Genomic DNA, 25,683 nt, shown 5'->3' with positions numbered 1-25,683 from the left:
AGCCCCCACCTTCGCCGAAACGGGCGAAGATGGGGGCTTTCTCACGTGACAACCTCTTCGTGGCGATGGTTCGTGGAGCTGGGGGGAATCGAACCCCCGTCCAACGCTGGGTCTCCGCGTTTTCTCCGGGCGCAGTCTGTGCAGACGTTCTGCTCGGCTCCGACCTTTGTCACAGACACCTAAGTCGACAAGCCCAGCCTGGGAAAAGTCCCGCGTGACGTCCAGACGCCGTCACACAGCAAGACCCCTAAATGACGCCAGATTCCGTGGCGGGGTCGCACACGGCCTGACGGACTATCGGGCTCGCTTACGCAGCGAGGGCGAAGTCAGTGCGCTTAGCATTGGCACTTATTGTTTTGCAGGGAGCGTTTACGAGATAACCCCACATCCTCGGCCCGCTTCTCGCGGGTTCGCAGGCGCTGTCGAAACCGATCAGCCCCGGGAACTCCGTGAAGGAGCGACCATCGTCACGCTGTTGAGTTGCCACCTCGGGGGCGGAAGCACCCGAGCATCACATTCTACAACGGTTCGCGGCGCGCGATGATTCCCACCCGAAGCCGTCTCGCCCGCGCCCCGCAGGCGCACCGCCTGAGCGACGTCGCCGCGCCCACACCGAACCCCACCCGAGCGCGCCCCTCCCGTAGGCTCGCCGCATGAGCGACGTCGTCATCACCGTCCGGGGCGAGAGCAACGCCCGTGCCCGCGCTGAAGAGGCCGCCGTCCGCGTCACCGTGTCGACCGACGGTCCGACTCGCGGGCCGGTGGTCGAACGGGCGCAGGAGCGCGCGGCGAGCGTGCAGGATGGCCTGGTCGCTCACCTGCGCTCCGGCGAGGTGTCGGAGTGGTCGAGCGCGCGCGTGTCGGTGTGGTCCGAGCGGGAGTGGAACAACGAGGGAGCGCAGCTCCCCCTCGTCCATCACGCCGCCGTGGAACTCTCCGCCACGTTCACCGACGCCGGTGCCCTGTCGTGGTGGCTGGGGGATGTGGCCGAGTCCGATGACGTGCAGGTCACCGCGGTGGAGTGGCGCCTGTCCCCCGCCACCCGCGCGCGCGTCGAGCGCGAGGTGGCCGCCGACGCCGTCCATGTCGCCGTGGAACGGGCGACGGCGTATGCGGACGCTCTGGGGCTGGCATCCGTGTCCGCCGTCGAGATCGCGGATGCCGGTCTGCTCGGCGCGCACCCCGAACAGCCGGCGCCGTTCGCCGCGCGCATGATGGCGGCCTCCGGTCCCGCCGGGGGGCCGTCGTTCAGCCTGCAGCCGCCCGAGATCGTGGTCACCTCGGTCGTCGAGGGCCGCTTCCGCGCGGAGTGACGCAGCGAGGCTGAGCGCGTTACTCGCCCAGACGGTTCTTCGTGCGCATGGCGCGTTCGGCTTCGCGCTTGTCTTCGCGCTCGCGGATCGTCTGACGCTTCTCGAACTCGCGCTTGCCCTTCGCGACGGCGATCTCGACCTTGGCGCGGCCGTCGAGGAAGTACAGCCGCAACGGCACCAGCGTGTAGCCGCCCGCCGACACGGCGTGCGACAGCTTGATGATCTCTTCTTTGTGCAGCAGCAGCTTGCGCGTGCGCTTGGCCGAGTGGTTGGTCCAGTGGCCCTGGAAGTACTCCGGGATGTGCACGGCATCGAGGAACGCCTGGCCACCGTCGATGTAGGCGTAGCCGTCGGTGAGGTTCGCGCGCCCCTGGCGCAGCGACTTCACCTCGGTGCCCGTGAGCACCAGTCCCGCTTCGTACGTCTTCTCGATGGCGTAGTCGTGACGCGCCTTCTTGTTGGACGCGATGAGCTTTTCACCCTGCTCACGAGGCATGGTGCCACCTCCTCATGATCATGGGCACACAGAGCCCTACAGTTTACCCCATAGCGGATGCCGACCCCGCGCGCGACCGGAGGTCAGGCGCGCAGCCAGCGACGGATGGCGAAACTGGCGCTCAGGGCGGCGAGGACGATACCGATCACCACGAGCGCGGGGATGACGATCGCGACGTCGCCGAAATCGACCCACGAGGTGATGAAGCCGATCCGATCCCTCAGGTACTGGTTCACGCCGACGCCGACGATCGCCCAGACGGCGACGCTCGCCAGTGCGGACCCGATCAGCGCGGCGAGGACACCCTCGACGATGAACGGCGTTTGGATGAAGCGGTTGGACGCGCCCACCAGGCGCATGATCCCGAGCTCCTTGCGTCGAGCGAACGCCGAAAGGCGGATGGTCGTCGCGATCAGCAGTACCGCCGCGATCAGCATGAGTCCGGCGATGCCCACCGCGACGTAGGTCGCGACCGTCAACGCCTGGAAGAGGGGCTCGAGGTACTGGAGCTGGTTCGTGACGCTCTCGACGCCGTCCTGTCCGCTGAAGGCTTCGGCGATGACGTCGGACTGACTCTGGTCGACGAGGTTGATGCTGAAGGTCGCGTTGAACTGGTCGGCCGTGACGACACCGAGGATGTCCTCGGACAGCAGGCCCTTGGCGTTCTCGAATACCTGGTCACTGGTCTGGAAGGTGTAGTCGCGGATGAGCGGGGCCAGGGCGGAGCCGTCGAGCTTCGCGGTGACCGCGTCGATCTGATCCTGCGTCGCGGGCTGACCGGCCACGCAGGTCGGCGCGTTCGACGAGGCCGCGCACATGAACACCGCCACCTGGGCGCGATCGGCCCAGTACGACTGCATCTTGCCGATCTGCATCTGCATGAGCATCGCCGCGCCGACGAAGGTCAGCGAGACGAAGGTGACGAGGATGACCGAGATGACCATCGACGCGTTGCGGCGAAGACCGGTGAAAGCCTCCGAGAGGATGAGCCCGAACCTCATGACGTGGGTCCCACTTCGTCGTTGCGGTCTTTCTTCTGGCCCAGGCCGAGTCGGTCGGCGAGACCGAGAGCGTCGACGTCGGGGCGGGTGACCGGGATGGAGCGTGTGTTGGTGCCGGGCTCGCGGAGCTCGTCGGCGGGGGCCGGAGCGTCGTCCGACGCGGCCGCAGCGGTCTCTTCGCGTCGCGCCGCCGGAGCAGCCTCGTCGCGTCGTGCCGCCGGCGTCGCGTCCGCGCCCGGCTTCGTCAGCGGTTCGACGGGCCCGGTCAGACCGGTGACCTCGCGCTGCACCTCGAGCACCGCGGTGAGGGCGGCGACCGCGGCCGCTCCGCGCTCGACCTCGGGCGCGAGGCGCGGAAGGCTCGACGTGTCGCCGTAGCCGCCGTGGCGCTCGTCGCGCACCATCTCGCCGCCGCGCAGCTCGATCACGCGGCGCTGCATCTGGTCGACGAAGCCGGCCTCGTGCGTGGCCATGACGACGGTCGTGCCGCCGGCGTTGATCCGCGCGAGCAGACGCATGATGTCGATCGAGGTGCCGGGGTCGAGGTTTCCGGTCGGCTCGTCGGCGAGCAGCACCTGCGGACGGTTCACGAGCGCGCGGGCGATCGCGACGCGCTGCTGCTCACCGCCCGAGAGCTCGTGGGGCAGCCGCTTCTCTTTGCCGTCGAGACCGACGAGCGCGAGCACCTCGGGCACGGCCTGCTGGATGAACCCGCGCGAGGCGCCGGTCACCTGCAGCGTGAAGGCGACGTTCTGGTGCACCGTCTTGTTCGGCAGCAGGCGGAAGTCCTGGAAGACCGAACCGATGTGACGGCGGAAGTAGGGAACCTTGCGGTTCGACAGCGTGCGCAGGTCGCGACCGAGCACGACGACACGGCCGTCGCTGGGGGTCTCGGCGCGCAGGATGAGCTGCAGGCACGACGATTTGCCGGAGCCCGAAGCGCCGACGAGGAAGACGAATTCCCCGCGCTGCACTTCGAAGTCGACGGCGTTCAGGGCGGGCTTCGCGGTGCCGCGATACCGCTTTGTGACGTTCTCGAACCGGATCATGGCGTGACGAGCCTAAGCGCGGGCTTCGAGCAGGCCGACAGGACGCGCCGGGTGGCGAAACCGAGAGAGCCCTATGGATGCCGAGGTGCCGGCATCCAGAGGGCTCTCTGTCGTGAGAGGGGACGACTCAGTCGTCGTCGTCCTTGCGCTTGCGCCAGCGGATGCCGGCCGCGATCAGGCCGTCGAGGTCGCCGTCGAATACGACCGCCGGGTTTCCGACTTCGTATCCGGTGCGGAGGTCTTTCACCAGCTGCTGGCCGTAGAGGAAGTACGAGCGCATCTGGTCGCCCCAGCTCGCGGTGATCGTGCCGGCGAGCTCCTTCTTCTTGGCCGCTTCTTCTTCGCGCTTGAGCAGCAGAAGGCGGGTCTGCAGCACGCGCATGGCGGCCGCGCGGTTCTGGATCTGCGACTTCTCGTTCTGCATCGAGACGACGAGGCCCGTCGGAAGGTGCGTGATGCGCACGGCGGAGTCGGTCGTGTTGACCGACTGTCCACCGGGGCCCGACGAACGGAACACGTCGACGCGGATGTCACCCTCGGGCACCTCGACCTCGACGGCTTCTTCCATGACGGGGATGACCTCGACGGCCGCGAAGCTCGTCTGTCGCTTGTCGGCGCCACCGAAGGGGCTGATGCGCGCGAGGCGGTGCGTTCCGGCCTCGACCGACAGCGTGCCGTAGGCATAGGGCACGTCGACCTCGAAGGTGGCCGACTTGATGCCGGCGCCTTCGGCGTAGGACGTGTCCATGACCTTGACGGGGTACTTGTGGCGCTCGGCCCAGCGCAGGTACATGCGCAGCAGCATCTCCGCGAAGTCGGTGGCGTCGTCGCCGCCGGCGCCGGAGCGGATCGTGACGACCGCGGAGCGCGGGTCGTACTCGCCGTCGAGCAGCGTCTGCACCTCGAGCTGGCCGATGACGTCCTTCAGCGAGGCGAGCTCGCGGCGCGCTTCGTCGGCGGACTCGTCGTCGTCCATCTCGATGGCGAGTTCGACGAGCACCTCGAGGTCGTCGAGGCGCTGCTCGATCTCGGTGACCCGCTTGAGCTCGGCCTGCTTGTGGCTCAGGCGGCTGGTGACCTTCTGGGCGTTGTCGACGTCGTCCCAGAGATCGGGGGCACCGGCCTCTTCGCTGAGGCGTTCGATGTCGGCTTTGAGTGCGTCGACGTCGACCACGGCCTGAATATCGGCGAAGGTCGAGCGCAGCGCCTGGATGTCGGCGGTCAAATCGAGTTCGAGCATTTGACATCAAGCCTATCGTGGAGACGGTGACAGCCGACTCTCCCCGGAACGTGCTGGTGCGCTTCGCACCGATGATCTACGGCCCCACGCTGCTGTTCGCAGTCGGCGAGGGCGCCGTGATCCCCCTCATTCCGGTCATCGCGAACCGCCTCGGTGCCGACGTCGCTCTCGCCGCCCTCGTGGCCGCGGCCCTCGTCGTCGGCCAGCTCTGCGGCAACATCCCGGCAGGCTGGGCCGTCGCCCGCTTCGGCGAGCGCGTCACGATGGGGGTGGCCGGCATCGTCGTGCTGGCGGGTCTGCTGGGAATCGTGTTCGCGCAGTCCTTGGCGTTCTTCACCGCGGCGGTGTTCCTCATCGGCTTCTGTGCGGCGTCGTTCGCGCTCGCCCGTCACTCCTTCATGACCACGAGGGTTCCCCTGACCTTCCGCGCTCGCGCGTTGTCGCTGCTGGGCGGCACGTTCCGTCTCGGGATGTTCGTCGGCCCGTTCATCTCGGCGGCGCTGTTGGCGGTCTTCGGTACCGAGACGGCATCCATCATGTTCTTCGCCGTGTGCCAGGTCGCCACGATCCTGCTCGTGTTCTTCGGCCCCGATCCCGAGAAGGCCGTGCCGGTGGGCGCGGGGTCGCCGACGCGGCGGGGCGGCGGGGACTCGCGCGATGCCGAAGACACGGGTGAGCCGGTCACCGGGGCGATCCCCACCGTCGAGCGGGTCGGGGTGTTCCGAACGATGTGGCGCTTCCGCGGAGTGCTCGCCCGGTTAGGCCTGGCGGCGTCGTCGCTGTCGGCCGTGCGCTCGGCGCGGCAGGTGGTGCTCCCGCTCTGGGGCGTCTCCCTCGGACTGGATGCCGGAACGATCGCGGTGGTCGTCGGCGTCTCGGGCGCGATCGACTTCGCGCTCTTCTACGCGAGTGGCCAGGTGATGGACCGCTTCGGTCGCCTCTGGGCCGCCCTTCCGGCCATGATCCTGATGGGCGCGGGGTTCTTCGCCCTCTCGTTCACGCATGATCTGTCGTCGGCGGCGATGTGGTACGCCATGTTCGCGGCGGTCCTGGGTGTCGGGAACGGTTTGTCGAGCGGCATCCTGCTCACCCTCGGCGCGGACGTCGCCCCGCCGACCGATCCCGCGGCGTTCCTCGGCTCGTGGAGGACGTTGACGGATGCCGGGGGCGCGGTCGCTCCGTTGATCGTGTCGGCCCTGACGGCCGTGGCATCCCTGTCGGTCGGTGTCGGCGCAATGGGACTGATTGCCGTCCTGGGTGCGGCGGGCTTCATCCGGTGGGTGCCGCGCTACGTCCCGCGCACCCGCTGACGGAGCCTCACTCCCCTGTCGTCTCTCGCGTGAGGGGTCATCTACGGTCGCTTCAGGTGCACCCGAGCGACAGTTTCCGACCCCTCACGCGCAACGCGAGGCGGAGATCACTCCGCGACGCGGATGAGCACCTTGCCGAGCGCACCCTGCTCGACGGCGTCGTGCGCGGCGGCGGTGTCGGCCAGGTCGAAGAAAGTCAGCGGAAGCCCCGCGTCCTCCCCCACCGGCAGAGCGCCGTCGGCCACAGCCGCGGCGACGTCCTCGGCGGCGGCGAGCAGCGCCCGCTCCCCCACCGTGTACAGCAGCAGTCCCTGCCAGCGGATGTTCTTCGCGAAGCTCGCGCGCACGGGGGCGGTGAAGTCGTCCCCGCCGTTGTCGGCGTAGTACCCGATCGTTCCGTGGTTGGCGATCACCTGGACGTCGAGGGCGGCGTTGTCGGCGATCGCGACCTCGACGATGTGTTCGACGCCGTTCGGGGCGAGTTCCCGGATGCCGTCGGCCAGCGCGTCGCTCGGGTACTGCAGCACGTGGTGGGCGCCGGCGGCCCGCGCGAGAGCTTCTTTCTCGTCACTGCTCACGGTCGCGATGACGGTGGCTCCGGCCCAGGCCGCGAGCTGGATCGCCGCGTGCCCCACGGCTCCGGCACCGCCCTGCACGAGGACGGTGCGCCCGGCGAGCGCGCCGGGGGCCAGACGCGAGGGGCCGTCCTCGTGCACGGTGAGCGCGCGGTGGGCGGTCATCGCGGGCACCCCGAGGCTCGCGCCGAGTTCGAACGAGGCGTCGTCGGGCAGGGAGACCGCGCGCGACGCGGGGAGCACCGTGTACTCGGCCGCCGTGCCGAGAGGACGCTGGTGCGCCGCGAGGTACACCCACACCCGCTGACCGACAGTCAGGGTGTCGACGCCGTCGCCGACGGCATCCACCACTCCCGCTCCGTCCTGGTTCGGGGTGACCTCGTCGAAGGGAAGGGGCCGCCCGGTCGTGGCCCGCGCCTTCCAATCCGTCGGGTTGACGCCCGAGACGGTCACGCGCACGCGCACCTCTCCGGGGCCGGGTTCGGGCAGCGGACGGTCCTCGAGCGAAAGGACGGAGGAGTCACCGGGCTGGGAGTACGTGATCGCCTTCATGGAGGGGAGAACGGATGCCATGTCGTCCAGCATTCCCCCGCGGCGTGTCGCGCCGGGTGGAACAGGCGTGGGCTTGACGGCTGCTTCACATCGTGGGCGCGCTCCGCACGCTTAGAATGAGCACACTCGCGGGAGTGGTGAAATCGGTAGACACGCAGGATTTAGGTTCCTGTGCCTTCGGGCGTGGGGGTTCAAGTCCCCCCTTCCGCACGGCATCCGCTGTTCTCAGCACCGACTCTCCGACCCGACGGGACCGATGTGATCCACACCACCACCGCGCTGCTCCCGTGGCTCGACCCTGCGGCGATCATCACCAACTCGCAGCCGTGGGCGCTGCTCGTGGTGTGCTTCATCATCTTCGCCGAGACCGGTCTGCTGATCGGCTTCTTGCTGCCGGGTGACACCCTGCTGATCATGGCGGGGCTGCTGTCGCACTCGACTCCCGCGGCTCCTAACGGAGTGTTCGGCATCAACGCGTGGTGGGTGGCCCTGGCGATCGGCGTCGCCGCCTTCATCGGCGGTGAGGTCGGGTATTTCATCGGTCATAAGGCCGGGCCCTCGATCTTCGAGCGCAAGGACTCCGGCATCTTCAGCAAGAAGAACGTCGAGCGCACGAACGCGTTTTTCGAGCGCTTCGGCGGATTGACCGTGATTCTCGCGCGCTTCGTGCCGGTCGTGCGCACGTTCGCCCCGATCGCGGCGGGCGTGGGCCACATGCCGTGGAAGAAGTACTCGCTGTACAACCTCATCGGTGCGGTCATCTGGGGCATCGGTCTCACGATGCTCGGCTACGCGGTCGGCTACATCCCCTTCATCCGCGACATCGTCACCGAGTACATCGACGTGATCCTGCTCGCCGCAGTCGCCGGTACCGCGATCTTCATCGCGATCCACTACTTCCGCGAGCGTGCCGCCGCCAAGCGCGAGGGTGCCGTCACCCCCGCCGAGGCCGAGGCCCTCACGCTCGACCCGAAGACCCTCGAAGACGGAGACCAGCGGACGCGCTAAGACGCCTTCGACGTCTTCTTCTTCGCGGGAGCCTTCTTCTTCGGCGCGTCCTCGGTCTTATCGGCGCGGGCGGCCCGGCTGCGCTCGACGCTCGCGCGCAGCGCCTCCATGAGGTCGATGACCTCACCGCCGTCCTCTTCTTCCTTCTTGCCGAAGGTGGCGTCGGTGTCGAGCGCGTCGCCCTGCTCGAGCTTCGCGTCGATGAGGGTGCGCAGCTCGGCCTGGTACTCGTCAGTGAACTCCTCGGGGTCGAAGTCCTTCGAGAAGCTGTCGACGAGCGAGGCCGACATCTCGAGCTCCTTCGCCGAGATGCGCACGCTCTCGTCCAACGCGGGGAACGCCGCCTCGCGCACCTCGTCGGCCCACAGCAGGGTCTGCAGCACGAGCACGTCCCCGCGGACGCGGAGGGCTGCGAGCCGCGTCTTCTGACGCAGCGAGAAGCGCACGATCGCGGTGCGGTCGGTCTGCTCGAGCGTCTTGCGCAACAGGACGTACGCCTTGGGCGACGACGAGTCGGGCTCGAGGTAGTACGCCTTGTCGAGGGTCAGCAGATCGACCTGGTCGCTGGGCACGAATTCGACGACCTCGATCTCGCGGCTGCGTTCGCTCGGCAGTGACGCGAGATCATCCTTGGTCAGCACGACCGTCTGTTCACCGTCGTCGTAGGCCTTGTCGATGTCCTGGTACGGCACGACCTCGCCGTCGATCTCGCAGATGCGCTGATATCGGATGCGCCCGCCGTCGGCGTTGTGCACCTGGTGCAGAGACACGTCATGGTCTTCGGTCGCGGAGTACACCTTCACGGGCACGTTGACGAGGCCGAAGGTCAGGGCGCCTTTCCAGATCGATCGCATGGGATCAGTGAACACCGAAAAGGCGGTGAATGCCGAGGGGGTTGTGCCCGCTCTCCGCGCACAACTCCTGCAGATCCGCCCCTCCGGCCCTCTCCCGCGCGCCATCCGTCGCGATGTGCAGGAGTTGTTCCGCCCGCTCCGGGTGCACTGTGCAGGAGATCCGGCCGTCTCCCCGCCCCTCCGTGCCACGCCGACGGCCGTCCGCTGCCTGCCTCCTGCGGTGTGTCCGCGATCCCACGACGCCGCCGCGTCCCCCGCAACCCCCTCGGCATCCGCCGCCCCCTCCGCTCTACGCTGGGGCGATGACGGAGCAGACGGTGCGCATCGGCGGTCGCCGCCTGCGCCTGTCGAACCTTGACAAGGTGCTGTACCCCGAGACCGGCACCACGAAGGGCGAGGTGATCGACTACTACACGCGCATCGCGCCGCTTCTGCTCTCCCACGTCGCCGATCGTCCGCTCACGCGCAAGCGCTGGCCCGACGGAGTGGGGACGGATGCCGACCCCGGCGAACCGTTCTTCGCCAAGGCCCTCGAGCCCGGCGCTCCGGCGTGGGTGCGGCGCTTTCCGATCGATCATTCGAGCGGCGCGAAGGACTACCCGCTCGTCGACGACCTGCCGACGCTCGTCTACCTCGCGCAGGTCGCGAGCCTCGAGTTGCACGTGCCGCAGTGGCGCTTCGCCTCCGACGGCGAGCGGCAGAACCCCGACCGGCTGGTGCTCGATCTGGATCCGGGCCCGGGCGTCGGTCTCGCCGAGTGCGCTGAAGTTGCCCGGTGGGCGCGCGCGATCCTGCAGGACATCGGCCTCGAGCCGTTCCCGGTGACCAGCGGCAGCAAGGGCATCCATCTGTACGCGCGCCTCGACGGCCGCCAGTCGAGCGACGCGGCGAGCGCGGTTGCGAAGGAGCTCGCGCGCGCGATCGAGGCCGACCACCCCGACCTCGTCGTGAGCCAGATGTCGAAGGCGGCGCGTCCGGGCAAGGTCTTCATCGACTGGAGTCAGAACAACGGCTCGAAGACCACGATCGCGCCGTACTCCCTGCGCGGGCGTCCGCGTCCCTACGTCGCCGCCCCGCGTACGTGGGAAGAGCTCGACGACCCCGACCTGCGACACCTGTTGTTCAGCGAGGTGCTTGAACGTCCCGACGATCCGTTGGCTCCGGTTGACGAAGCGCACGGACCCCTGCGCGCGTACATCTCCAAGCGCACAGCCGGTAAGACCCCTGAGCCGGTGCCCGACGCTCCTCACGGCGAGCCCGATCCTGAGGGCCTCCCCCGCTTCGTCATCCAGGAGCACCACGCCAGCCGCCTGCACTGGGACCTTCGCCTCGAGCGCGACGGCGTGCTGGTCAGCTGGGCCGTCCCCAAAGGCGTCCCCCCGACGACCGCGAAGAACAGCCTCGCCGTCATGACCGAGGACCACCCGCTGCAGTACCTCGACTTCGCCGGCGAGATTCCGCGCGGCGAGTACGGCGCGGGCATCATGACCGTCTGGGACACCGGCACGTACGAGCTCGAGAAGTGGCGCGACGACGAGGTGATCGCGACCCTCGAGGGTCGTGACGACGGCCCACTGGGACGTGTGCGCCTGGCGCTGATCCGCACGGAGGGCCAGGGCGAGAAGTCGCAGTGGCTGCTGCACCGGATGAAGACGGATGCCGACGGCACGCCGCAGAGCGAGGGAGCCCCCGTCGTGGCTCTCGATCACGGGTCCCCCGCCCCCGAGCCCGCCCGTGCGACGGCCCCGTCGCCCATCGACGCTCCCACTGTCGCCGAGCTGCGGCCGATGCTCGCCACGTCCGCGACGCCGGGGATCGCCCGCGCCGCCGGCGACCGCTGGGGCTCTCCTTGGGTGGAGATGAAGTGGGACGGCATCCGGGGGCTGGGCGTGTGGGACGGTGAGCGACTGCGCCTGCGCTCGCGGAACGGCAACGATCTGACCGCCGCCTATCCCGAGCTGACGAGCGTCGACCTGGGCCTTGGGCCCGACCCGGCCGTGTTCGACGGCGAGATCGTCGCGCTCGACGACAGGGGCCGACCGAGCTTCCCCCTCCTGCAGAAACGCATGAACCTCGCCCAGCCCCGCGAGATCGAGCGAGAGGCGAAGCACACGCCCGTGCACCTGTACCTGTTCGACGTGCTCGCGGTGGCGGGCCGGGATGTGACATCCCTCCCCCTTTCGAAACGACGGGAGGTGCTCGAAGAACTCACCGCCGGCGCCGGGAGCCCTGTCGTCGTGCCGCCCGTCTTCGATGACGTGGATGCCGCGGTGTCGACGAGCGGCCGGTTCGGGCTCGAGGGGGTCGTCGTGAAAGACCCGACCTCGACGTATCGCCGCGGTGTGCGGTCGGAGCAGTGGCTCAAGGTGAAGCACTCGCGGACGCAGGAGGTTGTGATCGGCGGCGTCCGTCCGGGCAAGGGCAATCGATCGGGGACCATCGGCTCGCTGCTCGTGGGGGTGCCCACCGCCGACGGCTTGCGGTACGCGGGCCGGGTGGGGTCGGGCTTCGGCGAGCAGACCCTCGCGCGGTTGACCGAGCTGCTCGACCCGCTGCGCGTCGACGCCGATCCGTTCGTGGGCGTACCCGCGGCCGATGCGCGCGATGCACTGTGGGTGCGACCCGAGCTCGTCGCCGAGGTCGAGTTCGCCGAGTTCACCCCCGGCGGGATCCTGCGGCAGGCGCGGTGGCGTGGGTTGCGGCCGGACAAGGACCCGTCCGAGGTGGTGCGGGAGGACTGATCGCCGCAGTTCACGTCACCGGACACAATCGTCCGCGGGCGACGCACGCGCCCGCGCGATCTGCCTCGGTCGTCGATGACAGCCCATTCACCGAGAGGGCGGAACCCGGATGCCAGCGCCACCGACGGCGCATTCTCGAGCTGGCATCGGTTCCACGTTTCGTGGACGCCTTCGAGCGCGTCGGGAACCATCGGCAGGACGGTAGCGGGCGAGCCCCCGGCCGCGGAATTCGGGCAGCGTGGTGAGGCCGAGATCGGCCAACCGTGCGCTCGTTCCACTGGTACGTCGCAATCGACCCAATCTTTGCTCAGTACGCGAGACCAGCTCTCGCGCGAGCTACTCTCGCGATCTCGTACCCGAGAGCCCCCTCGCGGGGGATGCGCCGAAGCCACCAATAGGACTTGTCCCGCTGATGCTCAGCAAACAGCGGCTCGGACTCAATCACAGCACCGCCCGGATCGTCACGGGTGAAGGACCGAAAATATTCGTCCGCCGTTTGAGCAAAGTGCCATTCGACGTCAGCCAGTGTCGTTGGCCGCTCTCTCCAGGATAGGAATTCTCCGAATTTCATTGCTGATACCTTACTTTATCAAGAAACCAACGGTAAAAAGCTCAAGCTTTCGAGTACTATCTATGCCGCGGTGCAAGATCCGCCCGGACTAAATACCGTCTTGCTAATCTGGGAAACACATTAAAAGACGACCTCCCCTAGCGATCTAGCCCGAGCGTCAATTCTTCGCCCGTGAATGCAGTTGCTACGCAAACCCGGCGAGTGGCGCACAGAGGTGCCGGCCCTAACTCAAGACAAATCCATAACTTCCTCGATCTAGCCGAGCGCATTTAAGTGCCGCTCGAGGTGGGCTGCCATCGATTTCGCCGTAGAGAGCGACAATCCGAACACCCCGGAAAAGCCCGACCGCACGACCGCCACCACAAGCTGACTTCCCCCATCAAGCCGAAGTCGCAGCTGCGGGGACCACACGATTTTTCCTCGAAATGCAACAACCTCTATTCGCTCGACCATTGCAGGCAAGAGGATCAGACCACCCCCCGGTGCGCGCCAAACCACCTCAATGCCGTCAGACACCAGTCGAAGCATGCCCGCGCCACGGCGGTGCTCATCACTCCAGTCGCGCCACGTCGTGATGGGTCCCCCGAACGCTGAGTCGGAGAACGTTATTGGATCGAGCTCACCAGCAGTCCTCGGTATCCCATCGACCCATGCGCTTAGCCCCCTCAAATGATTGCACGCCAATAGCGCGCTGAATGTTGGAATCAGGATTGCAGTCAACCCCCAGGTGACGATTGATGCCACGCCTTGACCTTGCGAAATTGAAATCACGCCACATAATGTCGCGAGCGCACCAAGCATCATTAGTGAAATGAACGTGATCATCTGGCCGAGTCGAGACACCGGGCGGGCGGGCGTTGACCATTCCACCACCGTTTCCATTAGATAACCTTCTCTCAGAACGCGCGCTTGCGCATCAGGTCAAACCTGGCAGCGATATTGTTAAATGACAGAGTGCATAAATGGATCACGAGTTTGGTAATGACCTGTCTCCGGGGAAAATTGTGTCGAAAATTATCATGTGGGTGTCAAATATCGCAGCCCCTATCTGCGGCCCTATATCCGGCGCGGAAAGGGCGATCATGTTGGACATCACCGTAGTAATAATGTTTACCCAGCACCGCTGGTCCGCAGCGTACGCAACGCAGTCAGCAGCAACGGATAGAGTTCCCACCCCAAGTGCGATCCTTCCTATCAGGTCTGCCGCCCCGAGTGTCGCGAGGGACGCGAACGGATGATTTGGCCTCGCGGCCAAGGCGGTCAGCGCGAGCGAGAGCACAGACAGTCCATAAGAGGCGTACTTCAAAACATTTGCAACCGTTGCGGTCGTCTCGCGCCAAGCCGGGGCATGCCTCGCCGTTGGCGCGGACGTCGATCGTGGTGTCGTAGCCACGGGCTTCACCGTCTTCGAGGCAGGCTTCAGCGGGTAGCCCATGAACGTCTTCGACGGGCTGTAGGACGACTGCGGTGCCCGTGCGTTCGGCTGCGGCCACACCCCCGGTGCGGTGAATCGCGGCCGCACGGAGTTCCCGTCGGCCCAGTCGTAGCGCCCCAGCGGCCGAAACCCCAGCAGATCCCGTGACGTGATCGGGTTGCTCTCTACATATGCGTACCCATTCATCGACGATGGTGATTCGAGGACCCCTTCCCAGGAGTCCCTCGAGAGCCATGCCCCCGATCGGGTGTCGTACCCGCGGGAGTAGAACAGCCCCAGGCCGGCGACGGGGTCAACACGCGCGCCCGAGTGCCCGACCGAGGAGTTCCATCCCGAGGTGGCAAAGCTGGGGACGCCCCAATCCGATCCACCCGACACCTGTGTAATCCGCGCGGTGCGGTCCGTCAAAGAGTCGCGAGCGCCCTGCACCGGGTTGTTCAACGACGTTCCTAGACGGGTATCCCCCACCTGAGCAATGGCGCTTCCCAGACGATCGAGTAGGTCCCAGGTCGCCGCACCCGAGGCGCGACCCTCGAGCAGCAGCTCCCCCGTGACATCGCGGACCAGGGTGGTTGTCCCGCGATGTCGCTGGTGTCTTGGACGGGCTGCATGCCGTTCCACACGGTTGAGGTGTTCGTCGAGCCGTAGGCGCCGTCCGTGGTGGTGGAGACACGGCGACTGAGGGCGTCGTATCCGAACCGTGTGGAGCCGGAGGGGTCGTTGTATCCGGTGAGCTGTCCGAGCTCGTTCCACTGGTACGTCGCATCTGAACCGCCGCCTGTCACCGACGTGCGGTGACCGTCGGCGTCGTACCTGTACGTCTGTGCGCCCGCGGGTCCGCCGGTGGCGGAGACGAGCTGGTTCAGGTTGTTGAACTCTTGCGTCTGCTGGAAGGAGGTGTCGGTCGCCTTCACGGACCCGGTCGCGAGCGAGGCAGGCGGGCGGGGAACACTTGCCCTGGACGCATCCACCATCAACACCGGATCCAGCACCCCCGATGAGGACGTGGCGGCGGAGTGCGACCATCCCGTGCGGTTACCGACCTGGTCGTACGCATAGTCGTCGGTTGCGCCGGTGCTCTGCGTCGACCGGGTCAACCGGTTGCCGTTGTCGTACGCATACGTCGTTTCGAGCTTGTCCAGGACCGTCGTTGACGCGTCCGATGTCCCAGGGAGAGCGCCTGCCGGCGCGACGCCTCCGGGCAGAGCCGACGTCGGCGCGGTGGCGGTGCGGGTGGCCTCGGTCACATTGCCGGCCGCGTCGTACCCGTAGAGGAGCGACAGCGTGGCGCCCTGAGGAAGTGACCCGATATCCGAGGGCAGCGAGCGGTGTCCGAGGTAGGACGAGACGGTGCTGCACCCGGGCTTGTCGACGGTGGAGGCGCGGAGCCCGGGAGCGCTCTCGTTCGTCACCACCGGGCACAGCCCCTGGGTGCGGACCGTACCCGGAGCAGGAGGTCCCGCTATCGGTGTCGCCGGTGGTGGGGTGGTCGAGGTGATCGCGGTGACCTGGCGCGCGGCGTCGTATACATAGCGTGTGGTGACACCGTTGGAACGGTCAATGCCGGTGAGGTTGCCGGGCTTGTCGTAGCCGTACACGGCGCTTCCCCACGGGCTCGACATCCGCGACACGCGGCCCGCCGCGTCGCGCTCGTACTCGATCTTCTGGCCCCCCGGCACGGTGAGCTGCGAGACAGCACCGGCCGGGTCGTACTCGTAGGACACCTCACGGCCTTGCTGATCGATTTGGGATGTCACCCGCCCGGTAGAGGTGTAGGTCCACCCGGTCATGCCGTGAGCGTTGGAGGCGGCGATGAGGCGCTGTTCCGCGTCGTATTCGAACCGGACGACATCAGAGGCGGAGGCTTGTTCGGTGCGATCGCCGCGTGCGTCATAGCCGTACGACACGGCTGCACCGGAGGGCGCGACGACGCGGGACGTCAGCCCGCGCCGGTCGTACTCGTAACGGGTGCGCCCGCCCGCGGGGTCGGTTGCGATCACGGGCTGCCCGAGCGCGTTGTTCTCGTACGTGGACCGGTTACCGCGCGCGTCGGTGACGGACGCGAGCACCCCGAGCTCGTCATACCCATACCGGGTCGTCCCGCCCGTGGCGTCCGTGACGGTCGCGAGCTGCCCGTGCTCCTCATAAGTGTGAGCGCTGACGTGACCGAGGGCATCCGTCGTCGAGGTCAGTAGGCCGGCCGTGTCGTAGGTGAACGTCGTCGAGTCCCCGAGGGCATTCGTCACCCTGGTGCGGCGCCCTCCGGCATCCCATGTTGAGCGGGTGACGTTTCCGTCCGCGTCCGTCACCGCGACGACGTTGCCGAGAACATCGTGGTCGTAACGGGTCGTGTTGCCGGCGGCGTCCGTCGACTCCGTGACCTGACCTGTCGCGTCGTAGGCGGCGGTTCTCGTCCGGCCGGTCGGGTCGGTGACGGAGACGAGCTGGCCTGCCGCGTCGTACGCGTAGGAGGTGGTGCCGTCCGCGTTCGTGATCTTCGCGAGTTGGCCCGCCGCATCCCGCTCGTACAGCGTGGTGTTGCCGAGGCGATCCGTCGTCCCGACCACCTGACTGTCGGCGTTGTAGGTGTATCCGGCGCGTCGACCGGTGGGGTCGACGACGGAGGTGACGTGATCGAGTGCGTCGTACTCGTAGGTCGTGGTGTTTCCTGCGCCGTCGGCGACGGAGCTCACCCGCCCCACAGCGTCATACGCGGTGCGCTGCACGACGCCGGTCGGGCCCTTCGTCGAGGTGACGCGACCAAGCGCATCGACCTCGTTCTTCGTCTCCGCTCCGCGGGGGTCGGCCTGCGTCACCGGGACACCGGACGCGTCGAAAGTCTGCTTCCACGATCGCCCCGCGGGATCGATGGCTTCGACCGGACGCGCGAGCACGTCGAGCACGAAGCGGGTCTGGCGGCCGGCCGCGTCGGTGGCGCCGGTGAGGCCATCTTCCTTGTCGTACGTGTACGAGGTGGTGCCGCCTGTCGCATCCGTGGCGCTGACGATGCGGAAGAGCGCGTCCCAGGTGTAACGGGTGGCGTTGCCGGCGGGGTCGGTAGCGGAGGTGAGGTTCCCATTCAGGTCGTACGCGAACCGCGACACCCGCCCCAGAGCGTCGGTGACGGCGGTGAGCTTGTCCCGCGCATCCCACGCGTACCGGGTCACCCGACCGAGAGGGTCGGTCGAGGCGATCAGGCGGTTCCCGTCGTCATACGCGAAGCGGGTGGTCCGGCCCAACGGGTCGGTGCTCGCCACACGGTTTCCGCGCCCGTCGACCTCGAACGCGTACGCCGCCCCCGACGGCAGAGTCGTCCGAACGACGTTGCCGGACCCGTCGACGTCGTAGGTGATGACGGATCCGTCGGCCTGCACGGTCTTCGTCAAAGCTCCCCGGTCGTTGTACCCGTAGCTCGTGACCAGACCGAGGGCGTCCGTGCGCGAGGCGACAGTTCCCTTCGGGGTGTACGTGTACGCGGTGGTGTTCCCGGCGGCATCCGTCACCCCGGTCACATTCCCGGCGGCGTCGTAGGCGTAGGAGGTGGTGCGTCCCGCCGTGTCGACGAAGGCGGTGACGTTGTTGTCGTCGTCGTAGGTCCACGACTGCTCACCACCGGCGGGGTCGGTGATCTTCGTAATGCGCGAACGGGAGTCGAACGCGTAGGTGTGAATGCGGCCTTCCTGATCCGTATAGGTCGTCTGCCCCGCCTCGTAGGCGAAGTGACGCTCGTTACCGGCGGCATCCCACTGCCGCACGACGCGCCCCGCGTCGTCGTAGGCGTTGCGCAGATACGTCGCCCCCAGCGCGTCGGTCATCGTGACGATGCGGTGCGACCCGTCGTAGGCGAAGGTCTTCACTCCGCCGTCGGGCGAGGCGATGCGGGTGAGGTCGCCGCTGCCGTCGTACCCGAGCGACCAGGCGCGGCCATCGGGCAGCGTAAGGGCGGTGATCCGCCCGGCGTCGTCGGAGTCGACCCGCACGCGCTGACCGCTCGCGTCGGTGATCGCGGTCAGTGGCACGAACTGTTGCGTTCTCGAAGGGGTGCCGTAGGTGAGGGTGGTGGCGCGACCGGCGGTGTCGACGGCGCGGGTCATCTCTCCGATGCCGTCCTGGTCGGCGGCGTCGAAGTCCCATGTCTCCCCGGCGCGCGACGACATCCGCAGGATGCCGCCTCCGGCTTCGACCAAGTGGAGGCCTTCGCCACGGGGATCGATGTAGCCCCCTGTCCCATCGGGTTCGAACATGATCGACGCCCCATCGCCGCGCACCACCATGACGGAATGATCATCGAAACGCTGCGCGTGACCGCCGAGCGCAAAACTCCAGCCCGCACCGACACGACCCAGCCGACCGTCCTGCGCGTTGTAGACGAGGGAGACATCCGTCGCGGAGCCGCCCGCGCGCGGGAGGGAGAAGAGGTGTGCGGTTTCGACGAGGTTGCCGGTCGAGAACGACACCGGGTCAGCGCCGTAGTGCTGCCAGTTGCGGTAGCCGAGCTGGTACCAACGCGACAACTCCGCGGCGGAGGGGCGAGCAGGCCACCCGCCCGTGACCGGATTCGTGCAGGATAAGCCCTTCGACTCGAGATATTTCCCGACGCCGGTGAAAGCACCGTTCACGACCGAGTCCCACCCGTTGTCGATCACGGGGCGGTCGAAGTTGTGGTCCATGTACAGGGCTTCCATGTGCACCACCGCCCCCGGCAGCCCCAGGTACTCCTCCCGCGGGAAGTCCGCCGTCGGAGCTTTCACCCGTCCGGGCCGGCCGGTGTATCCGCGCATCTCCGACAGCAACGACTCGCGCAGGGCATCACTGTCTCCGCCGCGGGAGAACAACTGCGTTCCGCCATTGAGGGCATTGCCCCAGGCAGTGCCCTGGTTGGTTCCGAACGCGACCGTCAACGTCACGTCCGGGTTGTGGGATGCAGCGATCGCGCGCCGCGTCTGCGCCGATACGAAACGCTGGTCCGCGCCTCGCGTCAGCGTGACGTCCGCTGCGCACCGCTCGCGGAGCATCGCCGCCATCTGATCGGCCAACCGCACGTTCAACGGCAGTTCTGTGATGCGCGGGCCGGGAGAGTTCGCCCACCCCGCATCATCGTCGGGATCCAGCACGATCCGAGGCACCGGAGTCGTCTGCACCGGTGTGCCGATGACGACGAACTGCGACAAGTGCTCGGACTCCGCTCGCACCGCATGCGCGTCCGCGTCGTAATACGACGGGAGCTGCTGCCAGGGGTCGCCGGGACTCTCCCGCGTCACGACACGAAGACTGTCGAGGTCCACCCCTGCCCGCGTCAATGAATCGGTGTCGACATCGAGTTGCAAGCTCACGCCAGGCTGCACGTTCTTCGCAACCTTGATACCGGACGAGTCGTCTTCCTCGAGCGTGTAGGACGCGGGGAATTGGGTGACGTCCTCACCCATTCCGTTGTGCGCCCGGATCTCTACGGGAGGCGCGGCGACCACGCCCCCTGTCTCCGATGCGGCCGACACCGCGGCACCGTCGTCCAACGCCGCCGTCCGCACAGCCAACTTCTCGTCGACCCCGTAGCCGGAGAACTCCGCCCGGACACCGGCGGCGGCGGCATCCAGCACTGCGGCTTGACCCGGCTCGAGCGCGGCCTCGGCCATGGCACCCGTTTCGCTCGTGGCTTCGGTCGCGCGGATGGACGGGGCCGCGGCAGCGCGCACGCGATCGAGGATCTGCTGCTGCACGTCGGCCGAACGATTCGCGGGAGGTTCGGCGGCGTGTACCGCTCCGCCGGTCACGACCAGGGCCGCAACCAAAACTGCAGCACACCCGCTTCTGAGAACCGCGCTCACGGGAGTACCTCCGCACGTTCGTCGGCGACATGTTTCTCACGGCGCCGCATGCGCACCGCCAGCAGGCCCGCACCGCACAAGAGGAAGACCGCGCCGATACCGACCGCCCAGAAAACCCCATCCCGGTCCTGACCCGTCGTCGCGAGCTTCTGTCGGTAGAGGGCATACGCCTGAAGGCTCACCGCATCGGCGACACCATCCCCGTCCAGGTCCTCCGTGCCCGTCGCGCACGTTGCGCTCCCGCAGATGACGAATTCCACCCAGTCGGGGACACCGTCCCCATCTGTGTCCTCGTGGCCGGAGGTGCACGTGTCGGAACCGCACACCAGGCGCTCCACGAAATCGGGAATCCCGTCCCCGTCGGCGTCAGCGCGGGGGTCCGCGCAGCGCGTCGTCCCGCACGCAGCCACCTCGACCACGTCGGCGATGCCGTCACCGTCGACGTCCTCCGTGCCCGTCGCGCACGTCGCGTTCCCGCACACCACGCGCTCGATCGCGTCGGGGATGGTGTCTCCGTCGATGTCGCCGCGGCTGACGGAGGTGAGCGGGCCGGCGGCCTGGACGACGGTTGGCGGCAGCGTCAGAGCGCCGACGAGCGCGAGAAGGACCGCGACGAACGCGGCAAGGTGAGGGTTGGGCACACGACAGGATTGCGTCCCCCACAGGGCGCAAAATCTCGCAGCCGCGGAAAATCAAGGGTGCGAGACGACAAAATCACCCGCAAATTCACCTACGAGCGTTCGAAGGCGCTCGTGACTTCACCCGCATTCCGAGGGATGCGTACCTGCCGACGATGGCCAGCGCACGGCAGGGTTCACGCGTGCCGCGAGTCGTGCTCCACGTGCCCCGCGGGCTCGAGCTGGAACGTCGAGTGCTCCACGTCGAAGTGGTCGGCGAGGCACGTCTGCAGCGACGCGAGGATCGCGGCCGCGCGCCCATCGGTCAGGGCGGCGTCCTCGACGATGACGTGCGCGCTGAACACCGGGGCGCCACGCGTGAGCTGCCACACGTGCACGTCGTGCACGTCCACCACCCCGTCCGCCTCGCGGAGATGCTCGCGGATCTCGGCGACGTGAACGCCGACGGGCGCCGATTCCGTCAGCACGACCACGACCTCGCGCAGGAGGCCGATGGCCCGCGGCACGATCATCACGGCGATGAACAGCGAGGCGATGGCATCCGCCTGCGTGAATCCGGTCGTCACGATCACGATGGCGGCGACGATCACGGCGGCGGAGCCGATGAGGTCGCCGAGCACCTCGAGGTAGGCGCCGCGCACGTTGATGCTGCGCTTCTGCGCGCGCGAGAGCAGGAACATCGACACCGCGTTGGCCACGAGGCCGACGACCGCGACGACGAGCATGAGCGCGCCGTGCACCTCGGCTTCGGCGGGAGTCAGGAGGCGCTGCACCGCCTCGACGCCGATCCACGCGCACAGCACGATGAGGATCACGCCGTTCGCGAGGGCTCCCAGGACTTCGGCGCGCTGGTAGCCGAACGTGCGGCGATCATCCGCCGGGCGCGCGGCGATCGCGGTGGCGATCAGCGCCACCACCAGGGCTGCGGCATCGGTGAACATGTGCGCCGCGTCGGCCAGCAACGCCAACGATCCGGTCAGGATCGCGCCCACGACCTGCACGACCATCACCGTGGCCGTCAGGGCCAGGGCGGTCGCGAGCAGGCGCCTATTGCTGACATCCCGGATGCCACCGGAGGGCGCGTGATCGTGCATAGCTCCAGGCTAGATCGGGCACAGGCTCGGCCGCGTCGGTTCGAGCAACTCGGGAATGAGAACGGGTGTCGGTCTCGCTCAGAGCGTCTCGAGCAGTGGCGCCAACTCGCGGAACGCCCGCGACCGGTGCGATGCCGCGTTCTTCTCCGCGGCCGTCCACTCCCCTACGGTCCGTTCCTCGCCCGCGGGCTGGCCGTCGGGGATGAAGATCGGGTCGTAGCCGAAACCGCCGGGGCCGGCGGGTGCCGTCGCCAGACGCCCGGGCCAACGGCCCTCGACCGTCTGCTCCCCGCCGTCCGGACGCACCAGGGCGATCACCGACACGAACTGCGCCGTGCGATGCGGGTCGGCGACATCCGACAACTGGTCGAGCAGCAGCTCGAGGTTGGCGGTCGCGTCCTTCTTGTGTCCCGCCCAGTACGCCGAGAAGACGCCCGGCGATCCGCCCAGTACGTCGACCGCCACGCCCGAGTCGTCGGCCAGCGCCGGCAGACCCGTGTGCGCCGCGGCCGCGCGGGCCTTGATCAGCGCGTTCGCGGCGAAGGTCACGCCGTCTTCGACCGGCTCGGGCCCGTCGTACGCGATCACCTCGAGGTCGGGGCGCACCTCGGCGACGATCGCCTGGAACTCCTCGACCTTGTGCGGGTTGTGCGTCGCCAGGACGATGCGCGCCATGTCAGCCCTCGAGCACCGAGGTCTGGATGCCGCGCAGCTCGGCGCAGCCGTTCACACCCAGCTCGAGCAGCTGATCGAGCTCGCGCTTGTCGAACGGCGCGCCCTCGGCGGTGCCCTGCACCTCGACGAACAGGCCACGGCCGGTGACGACGACGTTCATGTCGGTCTCGGCCCGCACGTCCTCGACGTAGGCGAGGTCGAGCATGGGCTCTCCGTCGATGATGCCCACCGACACCGCCGCGACCGAGTCGCGCAGCACCTCTGCGCGCTGACCGATGAACTTTTTCTCGCGGCCCCAGGCGATGGCATCCGCCAAGGCCACATACGCACCCGTGATCGCCGCGGTGCGCGTGCCGCCGTCGGCCTGCAGCACGTCGCAGTCGATGACGATGGTGTTCTCGCCCAGTGCCTTGGTGTCGACGACGGCACGGAGCGCGCGGCCGATCAGGCGCGAGATCTCGTGCGTGCGACCGCCGACCTTACCCTTGATCGACTCGCGATCGTTGCGGCTGTTCGTCGCGCGCGGGAGCATCGCGTACTCGGCGGTGACCCAGCCCTTGCCCTTGCCGGTCAGCCAGCGCGGCACGCCGTTCGTGAATGACGCGGTGCACAGCACCTTCGTGCCACCGAAGGTGACGAGAGCCGAGCCCTCGGCGTGCGCCGACCAGCCGCGCTCGATGGTGACGGGGCGGAGCTGGTCGTTGGTGCGACCGTCTTTGCGGGTCATGAGTCCTCCAGAGGAACGGGAAATGGATGCCACGCCTCAGCGCGGCAGGTCGATGGCGCCGGTCTGCACGAGCTGCACCTCGCGCACCTCGCGACCCATCAAGCGGTGGGCGAGGCGCACGAAGTCGTCGGCCGATGATCCCGTGGCTTCGTAGCGGGCGGTGGGCACGGCATCCGGACTCGCGAGAAGATCACGCGACACGAGCTGGCGGTAGACGTCTTTCGCGGTTTCGCTGTCGCTCGAGACGAGGCTCACGTCGGGCCCCATCACGTAGCTGATGGCTCCCTCGAGGAACGGGTAGTGCGTGCAGCCGAGCACGAGCGTGTCGACGCCGGCGTGGCGGAGCGGGGCGAGGTACTGCTCAGCGGTGGCGAGCACCTCGGGTGAGTCGGTGACTCCGGCCTCGACGAATTCGACGAACCGCGGGCAGGCCTCGGCGAACACCGTGAGGTTCTCGTTGACCTCGAGCATGTCCTGGTAGGCGCGGGATCCGATCGTGCCGACCGTGCCGATCACGCCGATGCGGCCGTTGCGGGTGGTCGACATGGCGGTGCGAACGGCGGGGCCGATGACCTCGACGACGGGCACGTCGTACCGCTCGCGGGCATCGCGGAGCATGGCGGACGACGCCGTGTTGCAGGCGATCACGAGCATCTTCACGCCCTGCTCGACGAGGGTGTCGAGCACCTCGAGCGAGTACTTGCGCACGTCGGCGATGGGCTTCGGGCCGTAGGGCGAACGCGCGGTGTCGCCGATGTAGAGGATCGACTCGCGCGGCAGCTGTTGAGAGACCGCGCGGGCGACGGTAAGGCCGCCGACTCCTGAGTCGAAGATGCCGATCGGCGCGTCGTTCATAGGGACCCAGCCTATCGGGCGGGGGTGGGGCGGGCGGCGGGTGCGCCCGCGTGCGAGACGCGGAGGCGGGTTGCCGGCAGGGCCGTTGCGGGATGCACGCGTGCACAACTCCTGCAGTACGAGAGTGCAGCGCGCCATCCGGCCAGGAAGGACCGGGATCTGCAGGAGTTGTGTCGCCGCGGGGATGTCAAGCGTCGCGGCGACGCCCGAATGTGCCGCGAGTGTCGCAATAGGCTGACCGAATGAGCCGTAGCACCGCCCTGCACACCGACCGTTACGAACTCACGATGCTCGACGCGGCGCTCCGCGACGGCACGGCCTCGCGCCGTTGCGTGTTCGAGGTCTTCGGTCGCCGCCTGTCCGGCGGGCGCCGGTTCGGCGTCGTCGCGGGCACGGGGCGGTTGCTCGAGGCGATCCGCGACTTCCGCTTCGGCGATGACGAGTTGCGCTACCTCCGCGACAACCGGGTGGTGGATGCCACGACCATCGACTTCCTCGCCGACTACCGTTTCACCGGCTCGGTGACGGGATACCGCGAGGGCGAGGTCTACTTCCCCGGGTCGCCGCTGCTGACGATCGAGGGCACCTTCGCCGAGGCGGTGCTGCTCGAGACGCTCGCCCTGAGCATCTTGAACTACGACTCCGCCGTCGCCACCGCCGCCGCCCGCATGACCGTAGCCGCGGGCGAGCGTCCCCTCGCCGAGATGGGCTCCCGACGCGCGAGCGAAGAGGCCGCCGTCGCCGCCGCCCGCGCGGCGTACATCGCCGGGTTCTCGGCGACGAGCAACCTCGAGGCCGGACGCCGCTGGGGAGTCCCGACCATGGGCACCGCGGCCCACGCGTGGACGCTGCTGCACGACACCGAAGAAGACGCTTTCCGCTCGCAGGTCGAGGCCCTCGGCCCGGGCACGACCCTGCTCATCGACACGTACGACATCCCCGAGGGTGTGCGCACGGCCGTCCGCGTCGCGGGCACCGAGCTGGGCGGGGTCCGCATCGACTCCGGCGACCTCCCCATCGTCGCGGGCGAGGTGCGGGCGCTGCTCGACGAACTCGGCGCGACGAACACGCGGATCACCGTGACGAGCGACCTCGACGAGTACGCGCTCGCTGCTCTCGCGGCATCCCCCGTCGACTCGTACGGCGTCGGGACCTCGGTCGCGACCGGGTCGGGCGTTCCGACGGCGGGCCTGGTCTTCAAACTCGTCGCCCGCGAGGCCGCGGACGGTTCGTGGGTGGGCGTGGCCAAGGCATCCGCTCAGAAGGCCTCGCACGGCGGTCGCAAGGCGGCCTTCCGTACCTTCGACGCGGGCACCGCGACCTCGGAGCTGATCATCGTCAGCGACGGTTTCGAAGAGCTCTCGACCGCGGCCGAGCACCCCGACGCCCGTGCGCTGCAGACCGCGCTCATGGAGGACGGAGAAGCGGATGCCGCCTCCCTCGGCGCAGCGGGAGTGCAGGCCGCTCGGGCTCATCACTCGCGCGTCCGCGAGGAACTGCCCGTGCGCGCCCTCGCGCTGAGCAAGGCCGACCCCGCGCTCCCGACGGAGTACCGCAACGCCGAGTGAGCCGCGCTCGCCCGCCCCGCCGCGCGTGAGGGGTCAAAAACTGTCGCCGCGTGCGCGTAGCCCACGGAAGGTGAGCCACGCGCGCAGGGGACTTTGGCTGATTGAGTTGCCGCGAATGGCGGCCGGGCGGGGCGCGCAGCGACAAAGTGCGGCAAG

At 68.1% G+C, this 25,683-nt stretch carries 19 protein-coding genes, 1 tRNA gene and 1 other RNA gene; 6 read left to right on the top strand and 15 right to left on the bottom strand.

Annotated features, from left to right (window positions below; all coding sequences use genetic code 11):
* Positions 1 to 70: 70 nt before the first annotated feature.
* Positions 71 to 440: a transfer-messenger RNA gene (gene ssrA / locus ASE56_RS16685) on the bottom strand.
* Between the two features lie 213 nt (positions 441 to 653).
* Between ssrA and ASE56_RS13240 the strand changes: the two genes are divergently transcribed.
* Positions 654 to 1,313 (top strand): SIMPL domain-containing protein, encoded by a 660-nt coding sequence (locus ASE56_RS13240; protein WP_056230605.1) that lies wholly within the window; start codon positions 654 to 656, stop codon positions 1,311 to 1,313.
* A gap of 19 nt (positions 1,314 to 1,332) precedes the next feature.
* Here ASE56_RS13240 and smpB read toward each other — a convergent pair whose 3' ends face one another.
* The 4 genes from smpB to prfB all read right to left on the bottom strand — a co-directional run bounded on the left by smpB (position 1,333) and on the right by prfB (position 5,099).
* Entirely contained in the window at positions 1,333 to 1,809 is a 477-nt protein-coding gene (gene smpB, locus ASE56_RS13235) for an SsrA-binding protein SmpB (RefSeq protein ID WP_056230603.1), read from the bottom strand.
* Between the two features lie 83 nt (positions 1,810 to 1,892).
* Entirely contained in the window at positions 1,893 to 2,810 is a 918-nt protein-coding gene (gene ftsX / locus ASE56_RS13230; protein ID WP_056230602.1) for a permease-like cell division protein FtsX, read from the bottom strand.
* The gene (ftsE, locus tag ASE56_RS13225; protein ID WP_056230600.1) at positions 2,807 to 3,859 is read right to left on the bottom strand and encodes a cell division ATP-binding protein FtsE; all 1,053 of its coding nucleotides are present in this window, start codon (positions 3,857 to 3,859) and stop codon (positions 2,807 to 2,809) included. Before ftsE ends, ftsX begins: the two co-directional genes overlap by 4 nt.
* Before the next feature lie 127 nt (positions 3,860 to 3,986).
* Positions 3,987 to 5,099 carry a peptide chain release factor 2 gene (gene prfB / locus ASE56_RS13220; protein WP_056230598.1) on the bottom strand — a complete coding sequence of 371 codons (1,113 nt, stop codon included), beginning with the start codon at positions 5,097 to 5,099 and terminating at the stop codon, positions 3,987 to 3,989.
* Positions 5,100 to 5,170: 71 nt separating this feature from the next.
* Here prfB and ASE56_RS13215 point away from each other — a divergent pair, with 71 nt between their 5' ends.
* The gene (locus tag ASE56_RS13215) at positions 5,171 to 6,409 is read left to right on the top strand and encodes an MFS transporter (protein ID WP_056232279.1); all 1,239 of its coding nucleotides are present in this window, start codon (positions 5,171 to 5,173) and stop codon (positions 6,407 to 6,409) included.
* Positions 6,410 to 6,516: 107 nt separating this feature from the next.
* Here the strand turns inward: ASE56_RS13215 and ASE56_RS13210 are convergent, their stop codons facing one another.
* Positions 6,517 to 7,536, bottom strand: coding sequence for an NADPH:quinone reductase (locus tag ASE56_RS13210; protein ID WP_056232276.1), 1,020 nt, complete (start codon positions 7,534 to 7,536; stop codon positions 6,517 to 6,519).
* A gap of 128 nt (positions 7,537 to 7,664) precedes the next feature.
* On the opposite strand from ASE56_RS13210, the gene ASE56_RS13205 reads away from it, so the two are divergent.
* Positions 7,665 to 7,746: transfer RNA gene (locus ASE56_RS13205), tRNA-Leu, on the top strand.
* Between the two features lie 48 nt (positions 7,747 to 7,794).
* Entirely contained in the window at positions 7,795 to 8,544 is a 750-nt protein-coding gene (locus ASE56_RS13200; protein ID WP_056232273.1) for a DedA family protein, read from the top strand.
* On the opposite strand, the gene ASE56_RS13195 is transcribed toward ASE56_RS13200, so the two are convergent.
* The gene (locus ASE56_RS13195; RefSeq protein ID WP_056230596.1) at positions 8,541 to 9,398 is read right to left on the bottom strand and encodes a Ku protein; all 858 of its coding nucleotides are present in this window, start codon (positions 9,396 to 9,398) and stop codon (positions 8,541 to 8,543) included. The genes ASE56_RS13200 and ASE56_RS13195 overlap by 4 nt on opposite strands.
* A gap of 302 nt (positions 9,399 to 9,700) precedes the next feature.
* Here ASE56_RS13195 and ASE56_RS13190 point away from each other — a divergent pair, with 302 nt between their 5' ends.
* Positions 9,701 to 12,139: an ATP-dependent DNA ligase gene (locus ASE56_RS13190; protein WP_056230594.1), complete on the top strand. Its 2,439-nt coding sequence runs from the start codon at positions 9,701 to 9,703 to the stop codon at positions 12,137 to 12,139.
* Positions 12,140 to 12,965: 826 nt separating this feature from the next.
* On the opposite strand, the gene ASE56_RS17060 is transcribed toward ASE56_RS13190, so the two are convergent.
* The 8 genes from ASE56_RS17060 to murI form a co-directional block, all read right to left on the bottom strand.
* Positions 12,966 to 13,592, bottom strand: coding sequence for a hypothetical protein (locus ASE56_RS17060; protein WP_156371726.1), 627 nt, complete (start codon positions 13,590 to 13,592; stop codon positions 12,966 to 12,968).
* Between the two features lie 85 nt (positions 13,593 to 13,677).
* Entirely contained in the window at positions 13,678 to 14,523 is an 846-nt protein-coding gene (locus tag ASE56_RS18065) for an RHS repeat-associated core domain-containing protein (RefSeq protein WP_369111673.1), read from the bottom strand.
* A gap of 71 nt (positions 14,524 to 14,594) precedes the next feature.
* Entirely contained in the window at positions 14,595 to 19,862 is a 5,268-nt protein-coding gene (locus ASE56_RS13185; protein WP_156371725.1) for a DUF6531 domain-containing protein, read from the bottom strand.
* 104 nt (positions 19,863 to 19,966) lie between these two features.
* Positions 19,967 to 20,611, bottom strand: coding sequence for a hypothetical protein (locus tag ASE56_RS13180; protein ID WP_056230588.1), 645 nt, complete (start codon positions 20,609 to 20,611; stop codon positions 19,967 to 19,969).
* A 173-nt stretch (positions 20,612 to 20,784) separates the two neighbouring features.
* Positions 20,785 to 21,702 (bottom strand): cation diffusion facilitator family transporter, encoded by a 918-nt coding sequence (locus ASE56_RS13175; RefSeq protein WP_056230586.1) that lies wholly within the window; start codon positions 21,700 to 21,702, stop codon positions 20,785 to 20,787.
* Between the two features lie 78 nt (positions 21,703 to 21,780).
* Positions 21,781 to 22,377 carry an RdgB/HAM1 family non-canonical purine NTP pyrophosphatase gene (gene rdgB / locus ASE56_RS13170; RefSeq protein WP_056230584.1) on the bottom strand — a complete coding sequence of 199 codons (597 nt, stop codon included), beginning with the start codon at positions 22,375 to 22,377 and terminating at the stop codon, positions 21,781 to 21,783.
* Between the two features lies 1 nt (position 22,378).
* A complete protein-coding gene (gene rph, locus ASE56_RS13165; RefSeq protein WP_056230582.1) occupies positions 22,379 to 23,104 on the bottom strand; it encodes a ribonuclease PH in 726 nt (241 codons plus the stop codon).
* Between the two features lie 36 nt (positions 23,105 to 23,140).
* Entirely contained in the window at positions 23,141 to 23,959 is an 819-nt protein-coding gene (murI, locus tag ASE56_RS13160) for a glutamate racemase (protein ID WP_056230580.1), read from the bottom strand.
* A 242-nt stretch (positions 23,960 to 24,201) separates the two neighbouring features.
* Here murI and ASE56_RS13155 point away from each other — a divergent pair, with 242 nt between their 5' ends.
* Positions 24,202 to 25,527: a nicotinate phosphoribosyltransferase gene (locus ASE56_RS13155; RefSeq protein ID WP_056230578.1), complete on the top strand. Its 1,326-nt coding sequence runs from the start codon at positions 24,202 to 24,204 to the stop codon at positions 25,525 to 25,527.
* Positions 25,528 to 25,683 lie beyond the last annotated feature (156 nt).

This window comes from Microbacterium sp. Leaf203 (assembly GCF_001421275.1).
Classification (GTDB): Bacteria; Actinomycetota; Actinomycetes; order Actinomycetales; family Microbacteriaceae; genus Microbacterium; species Microbacterium testaceum_A.
Note: the sequence above shows the minus strand (reverse complement) of the source record. Positions and strands in the feature narration are given on the sequence as shown.

What these genes read in the sequence shown, in the direction of transcription:
- ASE56_RS13240 (WP_056230605.1), top strand. Translation starts at nt 654, where the DNA reads ATGAGCGACGTCGTCATCACCGTCCGGGGCGAGAGCAACGCCCGTGCC.
- smpB (WP_056230603.1), bottom strand. Translation starts at nt 1,809, where the DNA reads ATGCCTCGTGAGCAGGGTGAAAAGCTCATCGCGTCCAACAAGAAGGCG.
- ftsX (WP_056230602.1), bottom strand. Translation starts at nt 2,810, where the DNA reads ATGAGGTTCGGGCTCATCCTCTCGGAGGCTTTCACCGGTCTTCGCCGC.
- ftsE (WP_056230600.1), bottom strand. Translation starts at nt 3,859, where the DNA reads ATGATCCGGTTCGAGAACGTCACAAAGCGGTATCGCGGCACCGCGAAG.
- prfB (WP_056230598.1), bottom strand. Translation starts at nt 5,099, where the DNA reads ATGCTCGAACTCGATTTGACCGCCGACATCCAGGCGCTGCGCTCGACC.
- ASE56_RS13215 (WP_056232279.1), top strand. Translation starts at nt 5,171, where the DNA reads ATGATCTACGGCCCCACGCTGCTGTTCGCAGTCGGCGAGGGCGCCGTG.
- ASE56_RS13210 (WP_056232276.1), bottom strand. Translation starts at nt 7,536, where the DNA reads ATGAAGGCGATCACGTACTCCCAGCCCGGTGACTCCTCCGTCCTTTCG.
- ASE56_RS13195 (WP_056230596.1), bottom strand. Translation starts at nt 9,398, where the DNA reads ATGCGATCGATCTGGAAAGGCGCCCTGACCTTCGGCCTCGTCAACGTG.
- ASE56_RS13190 (WP_056230594.1), top strand. Translation starts at nt 9,701, where the DNA reads ATGACGGAGCAGACGGTGCGCATCGGCGGTCGCCGCCTGCGCCTGTCG.
- ASE56_RS17060 (WP_156371726.1), bottom strand. Translation starts at nt 13,592, where the DNA reads ATGGAAACGGTGGTGGAATGGTCAACGCCCGCCCGCCCGGTGTCTCGA.
- ASE56_RS13175 (WP_056230586.1), bottom strand. Translation starts at nt 21,702, where the DNA reads ATGCACGATCACGCGCCCTCCGGTGGCATCCGGGATGTCAGCAATAGG.
- rdgB (WP_056230584.1), bottom strand. Translation starts at nt 22,377, where the DNA reads ATGGCGCGCATCGTCCTGGCGACGCACAACCCGCACAAGGTCGAGGAG.
- rph (WP_056230582.1), bottom strand. Translation starts at nt 23,104, where the DNA reads ATGACCCGCAAAGACGGTCGCACCAACGACCAGCTCCGCCCCGTCACC.
- murI (WP_056230580.1), bottom strand. Translation starts at nt 23,959, where the DNA reads ATGAACGACGCGCCGATCGGCATCTTCGACTCAGGAGTCGGCGGCCTT.
- ASE56_RS13155 (WP_056230578.1), top strand. Translation starts at nt 24,202, where the DNA reads ATGAGCCGTAGCACCGCCCTGCACACCGACCGTTACGAACTCACGATG.